We start from the raw sequence: 22,335 nt of genomic DNA on the forward strand, positions 1-22,335 counted from the left end.
GGACCGTCATGAGCTCTGTGCTGTCCGCGCACCGGACCACGACCACCGACCCCCTGGCGACCGGCTACCGCCCCCTCTTCGACGTCGACGCCGATCCCGAGTCGCTCGGGTCGCTGCCGTTCGAGAAGCACCTGGAGAACCCGAACCCATGAAAACCTCACGCAATTCGCTCGCGTTCGCGCTGATCACCGCCGCCGCGCTCACCCTCACCGCCTGCGGGTCCGGCGAGCCGGCGGCCGCCCCGGCCGGCGCCGCCGGGCAGGCCGGCGCACCGGACGCGCTGCCGACCGAGGACGTGGTGTCGGGCGTGCGGAAGAACGAGGCCGCGGCGAAGCTGCTCCCCGCCGACGTGCGGCAGCGCGGCACCCTGACCCTGGCCACCGCCGTCGGCACCCCGCCGGGCAACGCCTATCTGCCCGACGGGAAGACCGTCGTCGGTCTGGACGCCGACATCGCGGGCGCCGTCGCCAAGGCGCTCGGCCTGGAGCCGAAGCGCGAGGTGGCCGCGTTCGAGACGATCCTGCCGGCGCTCGGCAGCGGCAAGTACGACGTCGGCACGGGCAACTTCGGCGTCACGGAGGAGCGCCGCAAGACCATCGACTTCGTCACCTACATCAACGACGGCCAGGGCTTCGCCGCCCGCGCCGACAGCAAGCTGACCGCCGTCACCGACCTCACCCAGCTCTGCGGCCTGCGCGTGGGCACCGGCGCGGGCACCACGTTCGAGCAGACCCTGGAACGGAACAAGAGCCGTTGCGCGGCGGCCGGCAAGCAGCCGTACGAGGTGAACGTCTACAACGACACGGCCGCGATCTGGATGTCCCTCCAGCAGGGCCGCACCGATGTGGTCATGAGCACCATCAACGGCCTCCGTTACGCGGTGAAGCAGCAGCCGGGCACGAAGTTCCTCAACGAGTACCGCCGTCTCGACGTCGGCTTCGCCTTCAAGAAGGGCACCCCGCTCGCGCCCGCCTTCCAGGCGGCCGTGAACGGCCTGAAGGCGGACGGCACCTACGACCGCATCCTGCGGAAGTGGGGCGTGACCGCCTCGGGCATCGCCGAGTCACGCATCTCCCCGCCGGAGATCCCCGCGCCCACGAAGTGAGCTCAGCGGTCGCGGTTCAGCTTTCGCGGTTCAGCGGTCGCAGCTCGGCGATCCCGGCTCAGCAGTCGCAGCCGCAGTCACACCCGTCACATCCGTCGCAGCCGTCACAGCAGGACGAGCAGTTGCCGCAGCAGTCGCAGCACTCGCCACACCCTTCACAGGCGTCGCAGCAGTCGCACTGGGAGCAGAGGCCCTCGCGGCGCTGCCGGCTCCACGGGTCCTCGAAGGTGCCGCAGCACATCTGACAGGTGCAGGCCAGGCCGAGCCAGACGGCGCAGCCGGCGACGAGACCGCGGCGCCGGTTCGGCGGCTCGGGCGGGAGCGGGCCCCAGGGACCGCCGGGACCGCCCGGCCCGCCCGGACCCGGGTGGTACGGCCCGCCGGGGCCGCCCGGGCCGGGCGCGTACGGGTTGCCGCCCGGTCCGCCCGGTCCGCCCGGTCCGCCCGGGGCGTACGGGTTACCGGGCGCGGCTCCCGGTCCGGCGGGCGTGGCGTACGGGTTCCCCGGCACCGGCCCCTGCGCCTGTCCCGCGCCCGGCGCGACGTGCGAGCAGGTCGTCGTGCCGAAGGCGCGGTCGACGGAGGTGCGCAGTTCGTGGGCGAGGAGCACATGGGCGAGCCGACCGTCCGCGAAGTCGACGTCCTTCAGCGCGAGCCGGATGCCGTGCAGCGCGTCGTCGGCGAGCCGGCGGGCCTCCTCGCGGGAGGTGCCGGTCGCGGTGAGCGGGTTCCAGGAGCCGGCGGCGGCGTCGGCGGCCTGGTCCTCGACGGCGTCGAGGAGGTGGGCGAGGCGTCCGAAGAGGCGGCCGGCCTCGGCGAGGGGCGCGGCGTTGCCGGGGCGGCCGGCGAGCACCGCGGTGTGCGCGAAGGCGGCGGCGGTCGCGGTCTCGGTCGGCTCGGTGACGACGAGCAGCGGGGTGCCGGGCCCGGCGAGCGTCTCGATGCCGGTCTGCCGGTCCACCGCGTCGAGCAGCACGGCCGTGTCGAAGCCGAGCTCCCGACCGGTGCGGGCGCCCGCCCGGTCCCAGGAGCGGGCGACCCGGCGGGCCGCGGCGGCGACCGGCCGGCGGGCCAACAGGCCGTCGCGGTCGGCGACGTGGTCACGGATCTTCGCCGAGGCGAGCACCAGCGAGACGGCGGCGGCGAGCCGCGCGCCCTCGCCGCGCGCCACGGGCGCGGTCCGCATCTGCCGCAGCGGGCAGGGCCCGGCGGTGCGCCGGCCGGCCTCGGTGCGGCCGGTCTGAGCCTCCGTCAGGACCGAGACGATCAGGCCGTCGTAGTTGGTGACGACGCGGGCGAACTGCCCGTGGTCGGCGCGAAGTGCCAGACAGAGACCGCAGAGATGGGCCATCCACTCCACCTTGAGGCCCTCGGAGAGGCGGTGTGTGCAAGGCCTGACTATTCCGAACAAGAGACTCCCCCGTACCGCGGCTGCGTCGGCATCGTACCCAGGGGTCCCGTTCACCCGTACGCCCCGGTCATCACCCTTCCGGCCCGACATTCATCATTTGATTTGCACGGCTGCGGTCAAGCCTCCGTCAGCCCCCGCATACCGCAAGATCCCTGACGATTCGCCAGATTTCGGACCTCACGTTCTGCACCAGTACCGTCACGAAACCCCTGCGCGCCGACTATCCACTTGGCGCGCGATCCGCATCATGGACGACGATAGGGATTGCGGAACCACGGTGACCGCGTGAAGTGTCCGCGCTGAAAGGAGGCGTCCATGGGATCGGTGCGCAAGGCCAGTGCCTGGCTGGGGCTCGTCGAGGACAACGACGAGCGTTACTACGACGACGAGTACGCCGACGGTGCCGAGAGCGGCGGCGACGCCTGGGTGACGGACCCGCGGGTGCGGGTCGCGTCCGACACGGCGCACGAGCAGGGCCGTCGGATCGCGACCGTCTCGCCCGACGGGTTCCGGGACGCCCGGGGCATCGGCGAGCTGTTCCGGGACGGTGTCCCGGTGATCGTCAACCTCACCGCGATGGAGCCGAACGACGCCAAGCGCGTCGTCGACTTCGCCGCGGGCCTCGCCTTCGGCCTGCGCGGCTCGATCGAGCGCGTCGCGACCCGGGTCTTCCTGCTGACCCCGGCGGACACGCAGATCGTGACCGGCGAGTCGGCCGGCCGCGCCCAGGACGGCTTCTTCAACCAGAGCTGAGCCGGGGCCCTCAGGGGCCCGGGCTCACCGCGGCCGGCGGCGCGCTCGGTTCGCGGGTGGCGGGCACCTTCGGAAGGTCCTGCCCGCACTTCCGCTCCGGCTCCCGGTCCGGGTTCAGGTCCTGGGCGGGAGCGCACTCCATCACGCGCGGCAGCCGCAGCGCCATCAGCGCGCCGAGCAGCAGCAGGCCCGCGCTCACGAAGAGCGTGACGTGGAGACCGTGGACGAAGGCGTGGCGGGCGGCGTGGTGGAGCGTTTCGCCAGCGGTGCCGCCGAGCCGGTCGGCGACCTGGTACGCCTCGCCGAGGGAGTTCGCGGCGGCGCGGGCCGCCGGGGCGGGCACGCCGGGCAGTCTGGCGAGCCCGGGCGCGTACGCCGCGTTCATGACGCTGCCGAGCAGCGCGATGCCCATGCCCGCGCCGAGCTGGTACGAGGTCTCACCGATCGCCGCAGCGCCGCCGGCGCTCTCCGGCGGGGCCTCGCTGAGCATCGACTCGTACGCCGAGAAGAGCGTGGTCTGCAGGCCGAAGCCGAGCAGCACGAAGCCCACGGTGAGCAGCACCGGCCGGTCGTGCTGGCCCATGAGGACGAGCAGCAGCACCGCGGCCGCCGTGAGGACGAAGCCCCAGCCGACCATCCGGCGCGGGCCGAGCCGGTTCAGGGTGTACGAGCCGGTGGCGCCGGCGGCCATCGCGGCGAAGGTGAGCGGGAGCAGCCGGAGGCCGGTCTCCAGGGGGCTGAGGCCGAGGATCAGCTGGAGGTACTGGACGGCGATGAGCTCCAGGCCGACCAGGGCCAGCATGCCGAGCACGATGCAGCCGACGGAGGTGGTGAAGGCCGCCCGGGCGAAGAGCCGCATGTCGATCAGCGGGTGCGCGCGCCGCTTCTGCCGCCGTACGAAAAGGACGATCAGGAGCGCGCCCAGGAGCAGCGGGCCGAGGGTGGCGGGGGCGAGCGGCTCGGCGCCGGCGCCGAGCCGCTTCACGCCGAGGACGGCGCCGAGCACTCCGGCGGCGGCCATCAGCGCGCCGAGCACGTCCCAGGGCCCGTCGGTGGCGCCGCGCGACTCGGGGAGCAGCCAGCGGCCGATCGGCAGGATCAGGGCCATCAGCGGAATGTTGATCAGGAAGACCGAGCCCCACCAGTAGTTCTCGACGAGGAAGCCGCCGAGCACGGGTCCGGTGGCGGCGCCGACGGCGGCGACCGCCGTCCAGATGCCGATGGCGGTGGCCCGCTCGCGCCGGTCGGGGAAGACCGCGCGGAGCAGCGAGAGCGTCGCGGGCATGATCATCGCGCCGCCGACGCCGAGCAGGGCCCGGGCGCCGATGAGGACCATGGGCGCGGTGGCGAGCGCGGCGACCGCCGAGGCGATGCCGAAGAGCGCGTAGCCGAGCAGCAGCACCCGTCTGCGGCCGACCCGGTCGCCGAGGGTGCCGAAGAGGATGAGGAGCGACGCGCAGATCAGCGGGTAGGCGTCGACGATCCACAGCAGCTGGGTGGAACTGGGCCGCAGGTCCTCGGTGAGCGAGGGGACGGCGACGTGCAGCACGGTCGAGTCGAGCGCGACCAGCAGCAGGCTGACGCAGAGGACGACGAGGACGACCCAGCGGTTGGCGCCGCCGTCGGGGCCGCGGCCGAGGGCCCGCGGCCGTGTTTCGGCCGTGATCGTCCGCGCCATGCATGTACCTCCCAGTGAAGCCCTCGCGCTCGGCGGGCACCGGCCGGGGGGTCGGCCCCGGGGCGGCCCGGCATCGACGGGCGAGTGAGCCGTCAGCGTACGCGAGTTCAATGCCCGAGCGCGTGGTCAGGGTCTCACCCCGGCGGGCCGCACGGTGTGGCGTACGCCACTCGGGTCGTCGCGCGCCCGCACCGCGTGTCACCTGGAATTTCACGCGCGGAGCCGTTTCCGGAATTCTCCGGGCGATCAAACAGACTTACGGAATCGCACCTTCGGTAATAACGCCGAAGGTCATCGGATTTTCCGACGGATGACGGGAACAAACGCCCGGCTGAGAGCAACTCCACATCACATCGTCATCACGAAGGGACCGGAACGACCAAGGTCGCTACTCACTCCCTGTAACGTCGATTGGGTGCGTACCGACATCTTTGCCCGGCTGGACCGGGAGCCGGAACCGCCGAAGATAGAGGTCCCGCGGATGACCCGGACGCGTCTCGCCCTCTTCGGCGGGACGCTGGCGTTCTATCTGGTCATCGTCGTCGCTGTGCTCCTCTCGACCCCGCTGGTGCTGATCGACTGGAAGATCATGCTCTTCCGGCCCTACCAGCAGTGGCCGGAGTGGCACGCCTTCCTCGACTACTACGTCGTCCTCGGCCAGCGCGGGCCGACGGCCGTGATGGTGGCGGCCTGGCTGGGCTGGCGCTCCTGGCGCCAGCACACGCTGCGGCCGCTGCTCTCGCTCGGCGCCGCGCTGCTCCTGCTCAACGCCACCGTCGGCGCGGTCAAACTCGGTCTCGGCCGGCTCGGCCCCCACTACGCGACACAGATCGGCTCCGCCGAGCTGTTCGCGGGCGGCGACATATTCCCGTCCGGGCACACCGCGAACGCGGTCGTGACCTGGGGCATCCTGGCCTATCTCGCGACCACGCCGAGAGCCCGCCGCTATCTGTCGGCGCTGTCGGCCCTGGTCGCGCTCGGCGTCGGCCTGACCACCGTCTACCTGGGCACGCACTGGCTGAGCGACGTGCTGCTCGGCTGGGCCGCCGGCCTGGTGGTGCTGCTCGCGCTGCCCTGGTGCGAGCCCGTCATCACGGTGGCCGAGGCGTGGATCCTGGGCGTGCGCGACCGGCTGCGCGAGCAGCTGCGGTCCCGCCGCCGCCTGGTGCCCTCGCTGCCGGTGGCGACCGGTGGCGCGGTGCCGGGAATCTTCCCGCAGCGGCCGGCCGGGGTCGAGGAGCCGGTACGGGAGACCGTCGGCGCCGCGAGCGCAGGCCGGACCGGGAACGGGCGGGCCGCCGGCCTGCCCGCCTCGCCGCTGGCCGCCCCGCGCGCCCACCACACGGCCGGCCACCACTCCGCCGCCCATCACGCGGTGCGCTCGGAGCGCGCCCCGGTCGGCCCGGCCGGCAGCCGTCGCCCGCCGCACTCGCGGCCGGCGACGGGCGGCTGAGCGATCCAGGCACGTACGGGAGAGGGCCCCGGCCGATCACGGCCGGGGCCCTCTCCCGTGTCCCTCTCCTCTGTCCCTGTCACCGGTTCCCCGGTGCCTGTTCCCCGGGCTTTCTCAGCCGCGCCAGGCACGGGTCACGACGCCGTCCTCGACCTCGAAGTTGATGCGCGCCTCCATGTACTCCATGGTGATGATCGAGCCCGGCGGCAGGGACCGGACGACGCTCCAGCCATGGATCCGGGCGAGGCTCTCGGCCTCCTCGGCGGGGAGTCCCACATACGTATCGGGTGCGTGTTCGGATGTCATGCAGCTCACGTTAGTACCCTGCCGGTCACGCTTGTGTCACAGGTTCTCGACATGTGTTTGACATGACCCCGCTCTTCCACAAACCCGCCCGCGGGGGCGAATTCCAGCCGCTTCCCCGGTAATCCACAGGACCTCGGAACCCTTTCCCGGAATTCCTCAGAACAAGCGGACGAAAGCATTCCGCCAGTAATTCCGTGACTCCCCGACCCAGGGCCCGTTCACGTTTTCCCCGCGGCCCGTCCGCACCGCGCACACGGAGCCCCGCTTCCGTCAGCGGAAGCGGCGGACCAGCGCGCCGGCCCTCGCCTTCGCCGCGTAGGCGGAGTCGAGGAGGGCGCCGACCGTGCGGTGCAGGGCGGCGCGGGCCGCCGGGTGGCTGCGGGCGCGCGGGGCCGCGGCCCCGGCCCGCCGTTCGACGAGGTCGGTCCAGATGGCCTCGTGGCGGGCCGCGATCCGGACCGGGTCGAAGCGCTCCGAGGAGACGAGGGCCGCCTTCGCCGCCCGGGCCCGGGCCTCGTCGTCGTTGATGAGGGCGAGCAGGGCTGCGGCGACGGCGGCCGTGTCGTCGACCGGGACGAGCCGGCCGTCGACGCCGTCCTCGATGATCTCGCCGGGGCCGTACGGGCAGTCGGTGGAGACCACCGGCAGGCCGCAGCGCATCGCCTCGACGATGGTCATGCCGAAGGACTCGCGCCGGGAGGTCACGGCGGCCAGCGAGCCCTTGGCCCACTCCGGCTCCATCGGGTGAGCGGTGCCCATGAGGAAGACGTTCCCGCCGACGCCGAGCCGCTCGATCTGCCGGGCCAGCCGTTCCTTCAGGTTGTCGGCGGCGTCACCGGTGCCGTAGATCCGCAGCTTCCAGTCAGGGCGGGCGGCGGCCACGTCCGCGAAGGCGTCGATCAGCAGGTCGTACCGCTTGACCGGGGTGAGCCGGCCGGCCGCGACGACGACCTTGGCGGCGGGGTCGGCGGGCGGCACGGTGGGCGCGGGCACGCTGTTCGGCACGGCGTCGACGCGGACCGTGCCCGGCAGGCCGAGCGCCCGGTAGGAGCGGGCGTCGGCCTCGGTGACGGTGGTGACGGCGTCCAGGAGCGCGTACTCGTGGGCGATGTCCCGGCGCAGCCGGTAGCTGTGCCCGTCCAGGATCAGGTGCTCCTGCCCGACCAGGACCGGTCCGCGCGGCGCCTGCCGGGCGAGCTGCACGTTGAGCCCCGGGCGGGTGGCGATCAGCACGTCCGCGTCGACGGAGGCGAGATGGGCGCCGATCCGGGCGTCGGTGAGCGCGCTGTACTGCTTCCAGCGCCCGTCGCCGCGCGGGAAGACCCGGGCGGGGCGGTGGAAGTCGGGGTGCTCGCCGTCGTACCCCGGGCTGTTCTTCCGGATGTCGACGAGCGGACGGAGCGTCACGCCGGCGGGTACGCCGAGGATCGGCTCGTCTCGGTGGCGGAACACCGAGACGATCTCCACCTCGTGACGGGCCGCCAGCTCGGCGGCGAGCGTGAAGACCGTCCGGATGGTGCCGCCGATGTGGTAGCCGTTGTGGAGCAGGAAGGAGATGCGCATGGCGGTACCGGTTCCCCCCGGTCAAGCGTGTCTGGTCGCCGCCGACTGTACTGCGCGCGCGGGGGCCTCGCGCGCGACCGGCGTCGGGGGGCGGCGTCACGGGCGGTTTCCCGAACGGCGTCACGGGCGTCACGGGCGTCACGGGCGGTAGCCCAGCTGGGGCACGGTGGCGCAGTTGCGGTTCATGTCGCCCTGCGGGACCCAGCCGCGGCCGTCCCGCCAGCGGGCCACGGACAGGCAGGTGTACGAGGTCTTCGGCGGCGTCGCCAGGTGCTCGAAGCGTACGGGCAGGAGCAGCCCGCGGGCGGTGTACGGCTCCGCCCGGTTGACGTACGCCTCGACGCACGCCCGGGTGATGCCGGCGGGCCCGCCGGGGCCGCCGGCGCAGGAGCGGGCCGCGTCGGTGAACCACATGGCCGCCGCCCAGCCCTCCAACTGCCACTGCGACAGCGGCCGGTCGCCCATCGCCGTCCGGAACTCCCGCACGGCCGGGAAGGCGGTGTCGTCGTAGTCGCGGCTGGAGCCGGTGACGTACAGCGCGGCCCGGCAGCCAGGCGCCTTCGCGTAGTCGCGCGCCACCGACGAGGACCAGTTCTGCACGTTGGTCACCTTGGCGGCGACGTGGACGCCGAGCGCCTCCATGGCCTCGCACAGCTGGACGTTGCCGTGGGTGTCCATCGCGTCGAGGACGAGGTCGGCGTGCTGTGCGCGCAGGTCGGCCGCGACGGCGCGGAAGTTGGGCAGCGCGAAGTCGACCTGCTCGCCGACGACCCGGTAGCCCTCGGCGCGCAGTCCGTCCGTGATCAGCCGGGCGTACGCGGCGGAGGCCGCCTGGTTGTACGAGACGACGGCGGCGGTGCGGGCGCCGAGGTGGCTGCGGAACCAGCGGTAGACCTCGGTGCCGCCGTACAGGACCCCGTGCCAGCCGGGCGACTTCCCGGTGCGCGGGGCGGAGCTGCCGTAGATGCCGTAGAGGTGCGGATAGGTGTCGTAGGCGGGGGTGAGCGGCTGGCCGCCGATGTCGGGGACGCCGGCCTTCGCGACGAGCGGGGCGCCGGCGTAGTCGAGGGCGGTGGTGGCGACCAGGGCGAAGACCTTGCGCCGGTCGACCAGTTCGTGGACGCAGGCGTTGTTGCCGATGCCGCTGCCGCCGTCGTCGCAGGTGAACACCTCGACCTTGCGCCCGGCGACGCCGCCGCGGGCGTCGAGTGCGTCGAACCAGGCGCGGGCGCCGTCGCGCGGCCCGGTGAAGGTGTCGCCGCCGACCGGGCTGGTGGCGCTGGTGATGATGCCGACGCGAAGCGGCTCACCGCCGGAGGGGGTGACGGTGGGCCGCGTCCCGAAGGCACGCTCCGGGAGCCGGCTGCCGCAGCCCGCGAGGAGCGGGACCAGGGCGGCGAGCACGGCGAGGAGCAGCGCCGCGACCGCCTCAGCAGCCCGGGACCTGGTTCGTGCCACTGAGCTGGACCAGGCCGCAGAGGGTCTTCTCGGACACCTTCCAGGTGTTGTCCTGCAGGACGGCGGTGCCCTTGGCGTGGGGCAGGGCCGTGTTGCCCGCGACCAGCAGGTCATAGGTGACGTTCGCGCCGGTGGGCGAGGTGAAGCTGATCTGGGTGACCTTGACGGAGGTCGCGGCGGCGTTCTTGTTCCCGGCGAAGGCGCCGAGGACGGGCGCCATCTTCTGGCCGTTCTCCAGGAGCTTGATCCGCTGGTCGGGCGGGGTCTTCGGGTCGAAGAACGCGGTCCAGTTCTTGGTGATCTGCGCCTTGGCGGCGACCGGGTCGAGCGGCTGGTCCGTCATGGTGGGCGAGGTCGTGGGGGTGACCTGGCTCGGTGACGAGTTGTTGCCGGAGTTGTCGGAGCACCCGGCGACGACCGGCGTCAGCACCAGGACCGCCGCCGCGCCGAAGGCCGCCGCACGTCGCGTGAGAAGCATCTGGCTCACCACCGGATGTCAGGGGCAGGCCGAACGCCTGATGAGTCCAGGGTGGGGCGATTCGGGGCATAGTGCAAGGAAAGCGGGTGAAGGTGGTGAGGCCCTCGTGCGCTCGACATCACGGGCCGTCCGGAGGGTCCGGACGGGCCGGACGGTCCGGACCGGCCGGTTGCTGCTGTGGGGCGGCCTGGCGGCGGTCGCCGGGGGCGCGGTGCTGTGCGTGATCGGCTGGTACGGGATCTCCGGCGAGGTCCTGGTGGCCCGGCAGCTGCCGTATCTGGCGTCGAGCACGGTGCCGGGCGCGGCGCTGCTCGTGGCGGGGGCGGTGTGGGTGGTGGCGGGGGTACGGGACGAGGCCGGGGGCGCGGCGGCGGAGCCGGAGAAGCGGGGGGCCGCTGCCGACGGGGATTCTGCTGAGGATGCTGACGGGGATGCGGATGCCGGGGCGGACGCCGGGGTGAGGCCCTCCTCGGACGAACCGCCGCTGCGGGTGCCCGGCGGAACCCTCGCCCACCGGCCGGACTGCCCGCTGGTGACGGGACGTCCGGAGGCGGTGCCGGTGGGGGACGACGACACGGGACTCGGCCCCTGCCCGGTGTGTGAGCCGTGGCCTCGCTGACGTACGACCTCACCCTCGCCGGTCTCGCGATCGGCAGCGCGGCCGCGCTCACCGGCATCGGACTGATCGTCACGTACCGCGCGACCGGCGTCCTCAACCTGGCGCACGGCGCCATCGCGATGATCTGCGCGTACGTGCTCCGGCAGCTCGTGGTCGAGTGGGGGTGGCCGCTGCCGCTCGGCGCGCTCGTCACGCTGCTCGTGGTGGCACCGGGCATCGGGCTGGTCCTCGACCGGGCGGTGTTCCGGCCGCTCGCGCTCGCCGGGTCGAATCCGGCACAGACGCTGGTGGCGTCGATCGGCGTGTTCGTGCTGCTCGTCGGGGCGGCGGCGCTCGTCTGGGGCAACGGGGCCCGGTCCGACGCGCCGGTGCTCCTCGGCGACGATCCGTGGACCCAGCTGGCGGCGGTGGTGGCGCTCGCGTGCCTGGTCGGGGCGGTGACCCGGTGGACCCGGTTCGGCCGCGAGCTGCGGGCCGTCGTCGACAACCGGCCGCTGGCCGAGCTGTCGGGGATCGCGACGGACCGGGTGTCGGCGGCGGGCTGGGCGTTCGGAGCCTTCACGGCCGGGTTCACGGGCGTGCTGCTCGCGCCGTACGTGCGGCTCGACCCGTACGGGATGCCGCTGCTGGTGGTCGAGGTGATCGCGGTCGCGGTCCTCGCCCGGATGCGGAGCCTGCCGGTGGCGATCGTCTCGGCGCTCGCCCTCGGCGTGGCCCAGGCCCAGCTGACCCGCCTGCACCCGGAGGGCTGGGCGGGCCCACTGGTCCAGGCGGTCGGGGCGAACCTGTTCGTGGTGGCCCTGCTGGTGGGCGCGCTGGTGCTGCCCGGGGTGGGCGGCGAGGACGCGCTGCCGCCGCCGGTGCGGGGGACGCGGGTGCCGGTCGGCGTGTGGCTGGTGGCCGGCGTGCTGCTCCTGCTGCCCTTGGGCTTCGCGGGTGACGACCTCTCGACGGCGGTGCAGGTACCGGCGCTCGCGGTGATCCTGCTCTCGCTGGTGGTGGTGTCGGGCCGCGGCGGCCAGATCGCGCTCGGCCAGGCGGCGTACGCGGGACTCGGCGCCCTGTTCACGGCCCTGCTCGCGGCCGCCGGGCTGCCCGAGCTGGTGGCGCTCGGGGTGGCCGCGCTGTGCGTGGCCCCGCTCGGCCTGCTCACCGGCTGGCCCGCGATCCGCCGCCACGGCCTGGCGCTCGCCCTGGCCACGCTCGCGGTCGGGGTCGCGGTGAGCCGCTTCGTCTTCGCCCAGCCGTACGCGACGGCGGGCCTGACCCTGAGCCGCCCGGCGGGCCTCGACGGCGACCGCGGCTACTACGCCCTGGAGCTGGGCCTCCTCGCCGGCGCCCTCCTCCTGGTCGCCGCCCTCCGCCGCGGCCGCACCGGCCGCGCCCTCGCCGCCCTCCGCGACCACGAGCCCGGCGCCGAGGCCGCCGGCGTCCCCGTCGCCGCCCTCAAACTCCTCGCCTTCACCCTCGGCGCCGCCCTCGCCGCCCTGGGCGGCGGCCTCCTCGCGATGTCCGTCCGCGCCTTCGACCCCGACACCTTCGACCCGATCCGCGGCCTCCTCTGGTTCACCGCCGTCCTCGTCCTCGGCGCCGACTCCCTCCTCACCCCCCTCCTCGCCGCCACCCTCCTCATCACCCTCGACGCGGCCACCCACGCCGGCGTCGCCGTAGCACTGATCGGCCTCCTGGCGACGCTCACCGGCCGCGTACCACCACTGACGTCACTGCTGTGGGCGGGCGGAACGAAAGGGGCAGGGCACGCGAGCGGGCGAGGCGGAGCGAGGACGGTGGAGGGGGCGGCGGGGCGCGGCGGGGCGCCGCGCCCCGCCCCGGCCGCGCCGCCTGGGGCGAGCCCGGCGGGCCCAGCGGAGCCCGCCGGGGCAGAGCCCGCAGGGGCAGAGCCCCCGTCCCGCGCTCACCCGGCCGCCGCCGACGGCGCCGAGCCGCCCACGGGAAGGCCCGCACCCCTGCCCACCCGCAGAACGGGTGGTGCGGGCCGGAACGACAGCCCGGCCGGAGGCCGGGCGCGCCCCCATCGGCCCGCGGCCGCCGGCGGCGCCCAGGCGCCCGGCACGGGAGGGCGTCACCGGCCCGCGGCCACCCCCGGCGGCCCCCACCTCGTCGCCCGCCACCTGACCCTCACCTACCCCGGCGGCCTCACCGCCCTCGACCGCGTCGACATCGCGCTCGCGCCCGCCCGGGTGACCGCCGTCGTCGGGCCGAACGGGGCGGGGAAGAGCACACTGTTCGACTGCCTGGCCGGGGCGGCGCGGCCGACCACCGGACGGGTCATGCTCGACGGCGTCGACATCACGCGGCGCCCCGCCCACGCCCGCCACCGGCTCGGCATCGCGCGGACGTTCCAGCAGCTGGCCGTGTTCCCGTCGCTGACCGTGGAGGAGAACGTGCGGGTCGGCGCGCGGGACGGAGCCGCGGTGGAGGGGGCGCTGCGGCTGTTCGGGCTGGCGGGGCAGGCGGTCCGGCACAGGACCGCCGCCGGGCTGCCCACGGGGACCCTCCGGCGCGTCGAGCTGGCCCGGGCCCTCGCGAGCGCCCCGCACACCCTCCTGCTCGACGAGCCGGCCGCGGGGCTCGACGCGGCGGAGACGGCGGCCCTGGCCCGTATCCTCGCCGCGCTCGCCGCCGACGGCCTGACCGTGCTCGTGGTCGAGCACGACCCGGACCTCGTCGCCGGCATCGCGCACACCGTGCACACCCTGGAGGGAGGCCGGATCACATGACCGTCGAGATCGCGCTCCGCCGCGCCCGGGTCCGCTACGGCCCCCTGGAGGCCCTGCACGGCCTCGACCTGCCGCTTCCCGCCGCCACGGTCACCGTCCTGCTCGGCCGCAACGGCTCCGGCCGCACCACCGCGCTGCGCGCCCTCGCCGGGACGGTGCCGCTGACCGCCGGGCGGGTGGTGTGGGGCGGTACGGACGTCACCCGGCTGCCGGCCCACGCCCGCGCCCGCCGCGGCCTCCGTTTCGTACCGGATCTGCGGGCGGTGTACGGGACGCTCACCGTCGCCGAGAACCTGGACCTGGCGGCGCCGGGCCGCCTGGACGAGGCCCTCGCCGCGTACCCGGAGCTGGAACCGCTGCTCGACCACCGCGCCGGCACCCTCTCGGGCGGCGAGCGCCGCATGCTCGGCCTCGTCCGCGCCGTCCTCTCCCCCACCGACGCCCCCGCCCGCGTCGTCCTCGTCGACGAGCCCTCCCTCGGCCTGTCGACGACGGTGGCCTCCCGTACGTACGGACTGCTCGCCGCCCTCACCGGACCGCCCGCCCGCGCGGCCGTCGTCCTCGCCGAGCAGCGCGTCCCACCGGGACTGCCGCCGGGCTCGGTCGCGTACGAACTGAGCCGCGGCAACCTCGTGTCCGGCGGCGAGATCACCTGGAACGTGAACCGGGGCGCGAGCTAGAACGTGAACCGGAGCGCGAGCTAGAACGTGAGGCGGAGCATGACGCCGACCGCCAGCCGGTTCGGGTCCGGCCCGATCACGGAGCGGTTCGCCGCGTACAGCGCCTGCCAGCCGCCCTTGACGCCGAAGCGGCGGGCGATCGCGCTCAGCGTGTCGCCGGGCTGTACGACATGGGCGCGGCCGCTCAGCCCGTACCGCTGGGAGCAGACCGGCCAGGCCCCCCAGCCCTGGACGCGCAGCACGTCCTCGGCGACCGTGATCTGCTGCGCCCGCGTGGCGAGGTCGGCGCGCCGGGCGTAACGGCGGCCGCCGAACTCGTCCCAGGTCGGCTGCCAGAACTGCAGCCCGCCGTAGAAGCCGTTGCCGGTGTCGGCGCGCCAGTCGCCGCCGCTCTCGCAGTCGGCGACGCACCCCCACGGCCACTGGTCCTGCACGCACGCCTCGACCGGCGTGGGCGCGGCGGCCGCGGCCACGGCCGCCGCCGGGGGCAGCAGGGCCGCCACCAGGACCATGACGCCCGCGGCCCGATATCGGATCTTCGCCATCGGGGCAGGCTAGGCAGCGGCCGCCCGGCCCCGGCCCGTGCCGCGCGGAACACCGTTCACATGCCACCCGGTCGGAGTCACCCGCGCCCGCGCCGCCGGCACCGGCCTCCCGCACGCCCCTCGTACAACTTGTCGGCGCTCCACGCGTGACCCCGGCCGAGCCTTCCCCGTTGAACTCGGCATGAGACGACCGGGAACAGCCCGGCGTCGCACGCGAAAAGTCCAGGAGCCCCCGTGCCGCGCATGCTCGACGTCAGCGAGGACGTACGCGCCGAGATCGGCGACGAAGAAGCCGACCGGCTGCTGGCCGGCGAGAACGCCCCGGGCAGCTACGACTGCACCTCCTGCCGTACGCCCGGCGACTCCGAGCAGGAGCGCACCAGCACCGTCCTGTTCGTCGGCGAGGAGACCGCCGTCCTCGCCTTCGCCCACGCCAGCTGCATCCCGTCCCAGGTCGTCCGGGTGGCGGAGGAGCAGCTCCAGGGCGCCGTCGCCTCCATCACGGCGGCCGACGCCGCCGACGGCGTGGCCGACTCGCTCGCGTCCGCCCACCCCGAGCAGGCGGTCCTCGGCGTCACCAGCGGCCTGGTCCTCATCGAGGGCGAGCTGCACCCGGCGCTCGTCGTGGAGCCGACCGCGCCGGTCGCCAGGCCCGGCTCGGACGGTCTGACGGACGAGTTCCTGCCGCTCCTCGTCGAGCAGGGCTTCCAGCCCGTCACCGACGTCAACACCAGGCCCGCGCCGCTGCCCGGCTGGTCCGTGCTGGTCGCCATGGGCCAGCTGCACTCGGTGCTCCAGGCCGGTGCGGGCGGCACGGGCCAGGTCGCCTGGTGGCAGGCGCACCAGCCGCTCCAGGTCACCGAGGGGTGGCGGGCAGCGGCCAACAAGTCGCACACGGTGCTCGTCTTCGCCGCCCCGGTCGGCTCGATCGGCCAGCAGCCGCGCGAGGACCTGCTGCGCGACGCGCTGGAGAAGGCCGCGGCCAACGGCTGCCTGGTCGCCGCCGCGATGCCGCTGGCCGGCACGTGACGGACGACCGTCGGGCACCGGCCGTTCCGCGGCCCCGGCGGGCGCTTCTTTCCGAGGGCCGCCCGCATCCCACGGACTGCGGGGTCGTTGGCACATACGTGCACGCATACGACCCCTTCCCACACCCGTACCCGAGCCCCGGTCCCATCCCGGGCATGCGGGCCGCGCAGGACTCCTCCGCCGGGTTCTCGGCGACGCCGATCTACGACGCCCTGTACTCCGAGTACCGCCGGTCCTTCCGTACGCTGCCGGGCGACCGCAGCGGCGAGGAGGAGCTGGCCTTCCGGGCGTTCGGGACGCACCGGCAGCTCGGGCAGCAGGCGGGCTGGTCGGCGTACGCGCTGCCGCCGGGCCGGCGGAGCGGCGTGTAGGAACCGCAGGACGGCGCGAACGGCGTGACGGCGGGAACCGCAGGAGTGCAGGAACGGCAGGACGGCCGAGGGCCGGGGCATCGCGACGACGCCCCGGCCCTCGGCCGTTCTCCTGCTTCCGCTGCTTCCGCAGTTTCCGCAGGTCCCACTGCTTCCGCTGCTTCTGCCGCTTCCGCTACTTCTTCTTGCCGCGCTTCTCGCGCACGCGCACCGAGATGTGCAGCGGCGTGCCCTCGAAGCCGAACTCCTCGCGCAGTCGGCGCTCGATGAAGCGGCGGTAGCCGGCCTCGAGGAAGCCCGAGGCGAAGAGCACGAACCGCGGCGGCTTGGTGCCCGCCTGCGTACCGAACAGGATGCGGGGCTGCTTGCCGCCGCGGATCGGGTGCGGGTGGGCGGCGACGAGCTCGCCGAGGAAGGCGTTGAGGCGGCCGGTGGGGACGCGGGTCTCCCAGCCGGCGAGGGCGGTCTCGATCGCCGGGACCAGCTTCTCCATGTGGCGGCCGGTCTTCGCGGAGACGTTGACCCGGGGCGCCCAGGAGACCTGCTGCATCTCGGTCTCGATCTCGCGCTCCAGGTAGTAGCGGCGCTCCTCGTCGAGCTCGTCCCACTTGTTGTAGGCGATGACGATGGCGCGGCCGGACTCGACGGCCATCGTGATGATGCGCTGGTCCTGGACCGAGATGCTGTCGGTGGTGTCGATCAGGATGACCGCGACCTCGGCCTTCTCGACGGCGGCGGCCGTACGGAGCGAGGCGTAGTAGTCGGCACCGGACTGGAGGTGGACCTTCTTGCGGATGCCGGCGGTGTCGACGAACTTCCAGGTCTGGCCGCCGAGCTCGATCAGCTCGTCGACCGGGTCGCGGGTGGTGCCGGCCAGCTCGTTGACGACGACGCGGTCCTCGCCCGCCACCTTGTTGAGCAGGGAGGACTTGCCGACGTTCGGGCGGCCGATGAGGGCGATGCGGCGCGGGCCGCCGATGGCCTTGCCGAAGGTCTGCTCGGGGGCCTCGGGCAGGGCCTTCAGGACCTCGTCGAGGAGGTCGCCGGTGCCGCGGCCGTGCAGGGCGGAGACCGGGAACGGCTCGCCGAGGCCGAGGGACCACAGCATGGCGGCGTCGGCCTCGCCGGACTGGCCGTCGACCTTGTTGGCGGCGAGGACGACCGGCTTGCCGGCGCGGCGGAGCAGCCGGACGACGGCCTCGTCGGTGTCGGTGGCGCCGACGACGGCGTCGACGACGAAGACGACGGCGTCCGCGGCCTCGATGGCGAACTCGGCCTGGGCGGCGACGGAGGCGTCGATGCCGAGGACGTCCTGCTCCCAGCCGCCGGTGTCGACGACCTTGAAGCGGCGGCCGGCCCACTCGGCCTCGTAGGTGACGCGGTCGCGGGTGACGCCCGGCTTGTCCTCGACGACGGCCTCGCGGCGGCCGATGATGCGGTTCACCAGGGTCGACTTGCCGACGTTCGGGCGGCCGACGACGGCGAGGACGGGGAGCGGGCCGTGGCCGGCCTCCTCGATCGCGCCCTCGACGTCCTCCCGGTCGAAGCCCTCTTCCGCGGCGAGCTCCATGAACTCCGCGTACTCGGCGTCGCCAAGTGCCCCGTGGTCGTGCTGGTCGTTCATGAAGTCCGTTCCTTGATCATTCGTGGTCGGTGGTTCCCGGCGGGTGGCTGTCGGCCGCCCTTCCGAGGCCCACTACTGAGAGTGTCGCTCAGCGCCCGGTGAGACGCCTGGCGTTTTTCAGGTGGTCGGTGAGCCGCTCCTGGATGCGGACGGTCGCCTCGTCCAGCGCCTTGCGGGTGCGGCGGCCGGAGCCGTCGCCGGCCTCGAAGGCGTCGCCGAAGACGACGTCGACGCGGCTGCGCAGCCGGGGCAGCCCCTTGACCAACCGTCCGGGCGTGTCCGTGCTTCCCAGTACGGCGACCGGGACGATCGGCGCGCCGCTGCGGACCGCGAAGTACGCGAGCCCGGCGCGGAGCGAGGCGAAGTCGCCCTCGCCGCGGGTGCCCTCCGGGAAGATGCCGAGGACGCCGCCGTGCTCCAGGACCGCGAGGGCCCGGGCTATCGCGGTGCGGTCGGTGCTGTCACGGTCGACCTTGAGCTGGCCGATGCCGTCCAGGAACCTGCCGAGCGGCCCGACGAACGCTTCCTTCTTGATGAGGAAGTGGACGGGACGCGGGGCGGTGCCCATGAGCATGGGGCCGTCGATGTTGTGCGCGTGGTTGACGGCGAAGATGACGGGGCCGGAGGCCGGCACCCGCCAGGCGCCGAGGACGCGCGGCTTCCAGAAGCCGTACATCAGGCCGATACCGATGCGACGGCCGACGGCGGCGCCCTTCTCGGAGGGCTGGGTCACTTCGCGGCCGTCCGCTTCTCTGTGCTTTCGGTCGCGCTCCGCCTCTCCTCCACCAGGGTGACGACGCACTCGATGACCTGGTCGAGGGTGAGCTCGGTGGTGTCGACCTCGACGGCGTCGTCGGCCTTGGCGAGCGGGGAGGTCTTGCGGGACGAGTCGGCGGCGTCCCGCTTGATCAGGGCCTGCTGGGTGGCGTTCACGTCGGCGCCCTTGAGCTCGCCGGAGCGGCGGGCGGCGCGGGCCTCCGGGGAGGCGGTCAGGAAGATCTTCAGGTCGGCGTCCGGCAGGACGGTGGTGCCGATGTCCCGGCCCTCGACGACGATGCCGAGCTCGGCGCCCTTGGCGATGGACCGCTGGAGCTCCGTGATCAGGCGGCGCACCTCGGGGACGGCGCTGACCGCGCTGACCTTGGAGGTGACCTCCTCGGTGCGGATCGGGCCGGACGCGTCGACGCCGTCGACCGTGATGGTCGGCCGGGCCGGGTCGGTGCCGGAGACGATGACGGGCTTGGCGGCGGCGTTGGCGACGGCGTCGGCGTCGTGCACGTCGACGCCGTTGGTGATCATCCACCAGGTGATGGCCCGGTACTGGGCGCCGGTGTCGAGATAGCTCAGCCCCAGCTTGGCGGCAACCGCCTTCGAGGTGCTCGACTTGCCCGTGCCGGAGGGGCCGTCGATGGCGACGATCACGGTTTCCACGGTGGGGAACGCCTTCCTGGATGAGCGAGAGGCCCCGGCGGACATGCGGGGACCCCCACAAGGTTACCGAGTCCGCCGCACCCGTTCGGCCCAGCGGTGCCCTCGCCCACCCCCGTGTGGGCAATCGTCCCTCCCCCGGACTTCGTCCGGGGGCCTCAGGCGGGACGGGTGGGGCACACGAGGTGGAGCGGGACGCGGCGGAAGGTCAGCCCGTTCGCAGCGCCCAGCCTCGTTCCCTCAGCGACTCGCTCAGGACCGGCGCCGCCGACGGTTCCACCATGAGCTGGACGAGGCCCGCCTGCTGGCCGGTGGCGTGGTCGATGCGGACGTCCTCGATGTTGACGCCCGCGCGGCCCGCGTCGGCGAAGATGCGGGCGAGCTCGCCCGGCTGGTCGCTGATGAGGACGGCGACGGTCTCGTACGTGGTGGGGGCGGCGCCGTGCTTGCCGGGGACGCGGGCGCGACCGGCGTTGCCGCGGCGCAGGACGTCCTCGACGCCGGACGCGCCGGCGCGGCGCTTGGCGTCGTCGCCGGACTGGAGCGCGCGCAGCGCCCGTACCGTCTCGTCGAGGTCGGCGGCGACGCCCGCGAGGACGTCGGCGACCGGCCCGGGGTTGGCGGAGAGGATCTCGACCCACATGCGCGGGTCGGACGCGGCGATGCGGGTGACGTCGCGGATGCCCTGGCCGCAGAGGCGTACGGCCGACTCGTCGGCCTCCTCCAGGCGGGCGGCGACCATCGACGAGACGAGCTGCGGGGTGTGCGAGACGAGCGCGACGGCCCGGTCGTGGGCGTCGGCGTCCATGACGACGGGGACGGCCCGGCAGAGCGCGACCAGCTCGAGCGCGAGGTTGAGGACCTCGGTGTCGGTGTCGCGGGTGGGCGTGAGCACCCACGGGCGCCCCTCGAAGAGGTCGGCGGTGGCGGCGAGCGGGCCGGAGCGCTCCTTGCCGGACATCGGGTGGCTGCCGATGTAGGCGGTGAGGTCGAGGCCGAGCCCTTCCAGCTCCCGCTTGGGCCCGCCCTTGACGCTGGCCACGTCGAGGTAGCCGCGGCCGAGCCCGGCGCGGATCGCGTCGGCGAGGGTGCCGGCGACGTGCGCGGGCGGCACGGCGACGAGGACGAGGTCCACCGGCCCCGCGGGCGCCTCGTCCGTGCCCGCGCCGAGCGCGGCGGCCGTGCGGGCCCGGGCCGGGTCGTGGTCGCGGAGGTGGACGGTGACGCCGCGCCCGGCGAGCGCGAGCGCCGCCGAGGTGCCGATCAGGCCGGTTCCGATGACGAGCGCGGTTCTCACTGGGCGATGTCCTTGCGCAGGGCGGCCGCGGCACCGAGGTAGACGTGCGCGATCCGGGACTTGGGCAGTTCGGACTCGACGTGCGCGAGGAGCCGTACGACCCTCGGCATCGCACCCTCGATGTCGAGTTCCTGGGCGCAGATCAGCGGGACGTCCACGATCCCGAGGCCGCGGGCGGCCGCGGCGGGGAAGTCGCTGTGGAGGTCGGGCGTGGCCGTGAACCAGATGCTGATCAGGTCGTCGGCGGTCAGCCCGTTGCGTTCGAGCACGGCGGTGAGCAGCTCCCGCACCTGCTCGTGCATGTGTCCGGCGTCGTCCCGCTCCAACTGGACGGCGCCTCGGACGGCTCGTACCGCCACCTCGTACTCCTTCTCGCCTGCGTGGGTGCTTCGGCCAGCCTAACCAGCCGCCCGGAGACCGCGGCGCGGCGCCCGCCACGCGAGACGCTTCGCCCACCCGCGCCCCGCCGCGGCGGCGAGGAGGTGGAGAGGAGGTAGAACTGTCGGCATGTTGCTGCACGTCGTACCGCTGGACGAATGGTCCGCCGATCCCGACCGCCCCTACGCCCCGCCCTCCCTCGCCGCCGAGGGCTTCGTCCACTGCTCGCCGGACGAGCCCGCCGCCCTCGCCATCGCGGACGGCCACTACCGGGACGTGCCGGGGACTCTGCTCGTCCTGGTGATCGACGAGTCCCGGCTGGCCGGGGAGGTCCGCTGGGAGGGGTCGCGGGACATGCTCTTCCCGCACGTGTACGGGCCGATCGAGCGGGCCGCGGTCACGGCGGTCCTGGAGGTACGGCGGGACGCGGACGGCCGGGCGAGGGAGCTGGCGCCCTGGGCGTAGGCGGGGCGACGGCTCTCGGGGTCCGGGCGCCCTTCCACGGGCCCGCCCGGCCGGCCGCCCAGGGGTGGACCTGCACACCGGCCCCACACCCGAGCGGAATTGATCTTCCGCGCCCAGTCGCGCTGCCCTAGCCTGGCGCGCATGACTCCCGAGGAACTGGTGCGCGACCACACGATCTACTCGTGTGTCATGGGGTCGCGCGCGTTCGGCCTGGCCACCGAGGACAGCGACACCGACCGCAGGGGTGTGTTTCTCGCCCCGACCCCGCTGTTCTGGCGCTTCGACAAGCCGCCGGCGCATGTGGAGGGCCCGGCCGACGAGCAGTTCAGCTGGGAGCTGGAACGCTTCTGCGAGCTGGCCCTGCGCAACAACCCCAACGTCCTGGAGTGCCTGCACTCCCCCGTCGTCGAGCACGCCGACGCGCTCGGCCGCGAACTCCTCTCGCTGCGCGGTGCGTTCCTGTCCCGCCAGGCACACGCCACCTTCGTGCGGTACGCGGGCGGCCAGCGCCGCAAGCTGGACGCCGACGTGCGCCTGTACGGCGCCCCGCGCTGGAAGCACGCCATGCATCTGCTGCGACTGCTCACCAGCTGCCGTGACCTGCTGCGCAGTGGCGAGCTGCGCATCGACGTCGGCGAGGACCGCGAGCGGCTGCTCGCGGTCAAGCGGGGCGAGGTGGCCTGGCCGGAGGTCGAGTCCTGGATGAACCGCCTCCAGGACGAGGCCGACCAGGCCCACGCCACCAGCCCCCTCCCCGAGACCCCGGACCACGCGAGGATCGAGGACTTCCTGACCCGCGCCCGCCGCGCCTCAGCCCTCCGCGTCCTGGAGCCCGGCCGCCTGGAGTCCGGCCGCCCCGAGCCCGGCCGCCTGGAGCCGGACCCGGACGACGAACTCCCCGAGCGCCTCCCGCCCGTCGGCCTCGCCCCGTAGCGCCGACGCGGCCTGCGCCG

23 protein-coding genes are annotated in these 22,335 nt (G+C 74.1%); 11 read left to right on the top strand and 12 right to left on the bottom strand.

The genetic code is table 11. From position 1 onward, the window contains the following. The first annotated feature begins 8 nt into the window (after positions 1-8). Both ACIRSU_RS27565 and ACIRSU_RS27570 read left to right on the top strand, forming a co-directional pair. Positions 9-152 carry a hypothetical protein gene (locus ACIRSU_RS27565; RefSeq protein ID WP_403797363.1) on the top strand — a complete coding sequence of 48 codons (144 nt, stop codon included), beginning with the start codon at positions 9-11 and terminating at the stop codon, positions 150-152. After that, positions 149-1,105 carry an ABC transporter substrate-binding protein gene (locus ACIRSU_RS27570; RefSeq protein WP_403797366.1) on the top strand — a complete coding sequence of 319 codons (957 nt, stop codon included), beginning with the start codon at positions 149-151 and terminating at the stop codon, positions 1,103-1,105. Before ACIRSU_RS27565 ends, ACIRSU_RS27570 begins: the two co-directional genes overlap by 4 nt. Positions 1,106-1,163: 58 nt before the next feature. Here the strand turns inward: ACIRSU_RS27570 and ACIRSU_RS27575 are convergent, their stop codons facing one another. Next, positions 1,164-2,516: a DUF5685 family protein gene (locus ACIRSU_RS27575; protein WP_403797368.1), complete on the bottom strand. Its 1,353-nt coding sequence runs from the start codon at positions 2,514-2,516 to the stop codon at positions 1,164-1,166. Positions 2,517-2,831: 315 nt separating this feature from the next. Here ACIRSU_RS27575 and ACIRSU_RS27580 point away from each other — a divergent pair, with 315 nt between their 5' ends. Further along, complete coding sequence (locus ACIRSU_RS27580; protein WP_403797372.1) at positions 2,832-3,269, top strand: cell division protein SepF; 438 nt, start codon at positions 2,832-2,834, stop codon at positions 3,267-3,269. 10 nt (positions 3,270-3,279) lie between these two features. Here the strand turns inward: ACIRSU_RS27580 and ACIRSU_RS27585 are convergent, their stop codons facing one another. Next, complete coding sequence (locus ACIRSU_RS27585) at positions 3,280-4,947, bottom strand: MFS transporter (protein ID WP_403797374.1); 1,668 nt, start codon at positions 4,945-4,947, stop codon at positions 3,280-3,282. A gap of 415 nt (positions 4,948-5,362) precedes the next feature. Between ACIRSU_RS27585 and ACIRSU_RS27590 the strand changes: the two genes are divergently transcribed. Further along, positions 5,363-6,400: a phosphatase PAP2 family protein gene (locus tag ACIRSU_RS27590; protein WP_403797377.1), complete on the top strand. Its 1,038-nt coding sequence runs from the start codon at positions 5,363-5,365 to the stop codon at positions 6,398-6,400. 114 nt (positions 6,401-6,514) lie between these two features. Here ACIRSU_RS27590 and ACIRSU_RS27595 read toward each other — a convergent pair whose 3' ends face one another. From ACIRSU_RS27595 to ACIRSU_RS27610, 4 genes are all read right to left on the bottom strand, one after another. Next, on the bottom strand, positions 6,515-6,706 hold the full coding sequence (locus tag ACIRSU_RS27595) for an I78 family peptidase inhibitor (protein ID WP_403797379.1): 192 nt from the start codon (positions 6,704-6,706) through the stop codon (positions 6,515-6,517). A 270-nt stretch (positions 6,707-6,976) separates the two neighbouring features. Then, positions 6,977-8,269, bottom strand: coding sequence for a glycosyltransferase (locus ACIRSU_RS27600; protein ID WP_403797381.1), 1,293 nt, complete (start codon positions 8,267-8,269; stop codon positions 6,977-6,979). Positions 8,270-8,407: 138 nt separating this feature from the next. Further along, complete coding sequence (locus tag ACIRSU_RS27605) at positions 8,408-9,727, bottom strand: ABC transporter substrate-binding protein (protein WP_403797382.1); 1,320 nt, start codon at positions 9,725-9,727, stop codon at positions 8,408-8,410. Beyond that, positions 9,699-10,205, bottom strand: coding sequence for a hypothetical protein (locus ACIRSU_RS27610; RefSeq protein ID WP_403797385.1), 507 nt, complete (start codon positions 10,203-10,205; stop codon positions 9,699-9,701). Before ACIRSU_RS27610 ends, ACIRSU_RS27605 begins: the two co-directional genes overlap by 29 nt. Before the next feature lie 106 nt (positions 10,206-10,311). Between ACIRSU_RS27610 and ACIRSU_RS27615 the strand changes: the two genes are divergently transcribed. Genes ACIRSU_RS27615 through ACIRSU_RS27625 form a run of 3 tightly spaced genes read left to right on the top strand, consistent with a single transcriptional unit; the run spans position 10,312 to position 14,245 of the window. After that, the gene (locus tag ACIRSU_RS27615; protein ID WP_403797386.1) at positions 10,312-10,824 is read left to right on the top strand and encodes a hypothetical protein; all 513 of its coding nucleotides are present in this window, start codon (positions 10,312-10,314) and stop codon (positions 10,822-10,824) included. Beyond that, positions 10,812-13,565, top strand: coding sequence for an ATP-binding cassette domain-containing protein (locus ACIRSU_RS27620; RefSeq protein ID WP_403797389.1), 2,754 nt, complete (start codon positions 10,812-10,814; stop codon positions 13,563-13,565). Before ACIRSU_RS27615 ends, ACIRSU_RS27620 begins: the two co-directional genes overlap by 13 nt. Next, a complete protein-coding gene (locus ACIRSU_RS27625) occupies positions 13,562-14,245 on the top strand; it encodes an ATP-binding cassette domain-containing protein (protein WP_403797391.1) in 684 nt (227 codons plus the stop codon). The genes ACIRSU_RS27620 and ACIRSU_RS27625 overlap by 4 nt, the downstream gene beginning before the upstream one ends. Positions 14,246-14,265: 20 nt before the next feature. Here ACIRSU_RS27625 and ACIRSU_RS27630 read toward each other — a convergent pair whose 3' ends face one another. After that, positions 14,266-14,790 carry a transglycosylase family protein gene (locus ACIRSU_RS27630; protein WP_403797393.1) on the bottom strand — a complete coding sequence of 175 codons (525 nt, stop codon included), beginning with the start codon at positions 14,788-14,790 and terminating at the stop codon, positions 14,266-14,268. Positions 14,791-15,024: 234 nt separating this feature from the next. Between ACIRSU_RS27630 and ACIRSU_RS27635 the strand changes: the two genes are divergently transcribed. Together ACIRSU_RS27635 and ACIRSU_RS27640 are read left to right on the top strand one after the other, a co-directional pair. Then, positions 15,025-15,819, top strand: a complete 795-nt coding sequence (locus ACIRSU_RS27635) for a hypothetical protein (RefSeq protein ID WP_403797395.1) — start codon at positions 15,025-15,027, stop codon at positions 15,817-15,819. 155 nt (positions 15,820-15,974) lie between these two features. After that, a complete protein-coding gene (locus tag ACIRSU_RS27640; protein ID WP_403797398.1) occupies positions 15,975-16,190 on the top strand; it encodes a hypothetical protein in 216 nt (71 codons plus the stop codon). A gap of 175 nt (positions 16,191-16,365) precedes the next feature. Here the strand turns inward: ACIRSU_RS27640 and der are convergent, their stop codons facing one another. The 5 genes from der to aroH all read right to left on the bottom strand — a co-directional run bounded on the left by der (position 16,366) and on the right by aroH (position 20,898). Continuing rightward, positions 16,366-17,814, bottom strand: a complete 1,449-nt coding sequence (gene der, locus ACIRSU_RS27645; RefSeq protein WP_403797401.1) for a ribosome biogenesis GTPase Der — start codon at positions 17,812-17,814, stop codon at positions 16,366-16,368. An 88-nt stretch (positions 17,815-17,902) separates the two neighbouring features. After that, complete coding sequence (locus ACIRSU_RS27650; protein ID WP_403797404.1) at positions 17,903-18,616, bottom strand: lysophospholipid acyltransferase family protein; 714 nt, start codon at positions 18,614-18,616, stop codon at positions 17,903-17,905. Next, on the bottom strand, positions 18,544-19,290 hold the full coding sequence (gene cmk, locus ACIRSU_RS27655; protein ID WP_403797407.1) for a (d)CMP kinase: 747 nt from the start codon (positions 19,288-19,290) through the stop codon (positions 18,544-18,546). Before cmk ends, ACIRSU_RS27650 begins: the two co-directional genes overlap by 73 nt. Positions 19,291-19,450: 160 nt before the next feature. Next, a complete protein-coding gene (locus ACIRSU_RS27660) occupies positions 19,451-20,539 on the bottom strand; it encodes a prephenate dehydrogenase (RefSeq protein WP_403797410.1) in 1,089 nt (362 codons plus the stop codon). Then, positions 20,536-20,898, bottom strand: coding sequence for a chorismate mutase (aroH, locus tag ACIRSU_RS27665; protein ID WP_403797413.1), 363 nt, complete (start codon positions 20,896-20,898; stop codon positions 20,536-20,538). The genes ACIRSU_RS27660 and aroH overlap by 4 nt, the downstream gene beginning before the upstream one ends. A 148-nt stretch (positions 20,899-21,046) precedes the next feature. Between aroH and ACIRSU_RS27670 the strand changes: the two genes are divergently transcribed. Then, on the top strand, positions 21,047-21,382 hold the full coding sequence (locus ACIRSU_RS27670; RefSeq protein WP_403797416.1) for a DUF952 domain-containing protein: 336 nt from the start codon (positions 21,047-21,049) through the stop codon (positions 21,380-21,382). Between the two features lie 141 nt (positions 21,383-21,523). Beyond that, positions 21,524-22,315, top strand: a complete 792-nt coding sequence (locus ACIRSU_RS27675; protein ID WP_403797419.1) for a DNA polymerase beta superfamily protein — start codon at positions 21,524-21,526, stop codon at positions 22,313-22,315. Positions 22,316-22,335: the final 20 nt, after the last annotated feature.

This window comes from Streptomyces sp. NPDC101160, assembly GCF_044768205.1.
In the GTDB taxonomy this organism is placed as follows: Bacteria; Actinomycetota; Actinomycetes; order Streptomycetales; family Streptomycetaceae; genus Streptomyces.

Coding starts and splice junctions, on each gene's coding strand:
- ACIRSU_RS27565 (WP_403797363.1), top strand. CDS start 9: ATGAGCTCTGTGCTGTCCGCGCACCGGACCACGACCACCGACCCCCTG.
- ACIRSU_RS27570 (WP_403797366.1), top strand. CDS start 149: ATGAAAACCTCACGCAATTCGCTCGCGTTCGCGCTGATCACCGCCGCC.
- ACIRSU_RS27580 (WP_403797372.1), top strand. CDS start 2,832: ATGGGATCGGTGCGCAAGGCCAGTGCCTGGCTGGGGCTCGTCGAGGAC.
- ACIRSU_RS27585 (WP_403797374.1), bottom strand. CDS start 4,947: ATGGCGCGGACGATCACGGCCGAAACACGGCCGCGGGCCCTCGGCCGC.
- ACIRSU_RS27595 (WP_403797379.1), bottom strand. CDS start 6,706: ATGACATCCGAACACGCACCCGATACGTATGTGGGACTCCCCGCCGAG.
- ACIRSU_RS27600 (WP_403797381.1), bottom strand. CDS start 8,269: ATGCGCATCTCCTTCCTGCTCCACAACGGCTACCACATCGGCGGCACC.
- ACIRSU_RS27610 (WP_403797385.1), bottom strand. CDS start 10,205: ATGCTTCTCACGCGACGTGCGGCGGCCTTCGGCGCGGCGGCGGTCCTG.
- ACIRSU_RS27625 (WP_403797391.1), top strand. CDS start 13,562: ATGACCGTCGAGATCGCGCTCCGCCGCGCCCGGGTCCGCTACGGCCCC.
- ACIRSU_RS27630 (WP_403797393.1), bottom strand. CDS start 14,790: ATGGCGAAGATCCGATATCGGGCCGCGGGCGTCATGGTCCTGGTGGCG.
- ACIRSU_RS27640 (WP_403797398.1), top strand. CDS start 15,975: ATGCGGGCCGCGCAGGACTCCTCCGCCGGGTTCTCGGCGACGCCGATC.
- der (WP_403797401.1), bottom strand. CDS start 17,814: ATGAACGACCAGCACGACCACGGGGCACTTGGCGACGCCGAGTACGCG.
- cmk (WP_403797407.1), bottom strand. CDS start 19,290: ATGTCCGCCGGGGCCTCTCGCTCATCCAGGAAGGCGTTCCCCACCGTG.
- ACIRSU_RS27670 (WP_403797416.1), top strand. CDS start 21,047: ATGTTGCTGCACGTCGTACCGCTGGACGAATGGTCCGCCGATCCCGAC.
- ACIRSU_RS27675 (WP_403797419.1), top strand. CDS start 21,524: ATGACTCCCGAGGAACTGGTGCGCGACCACACGATCTACTCGTGTGTC.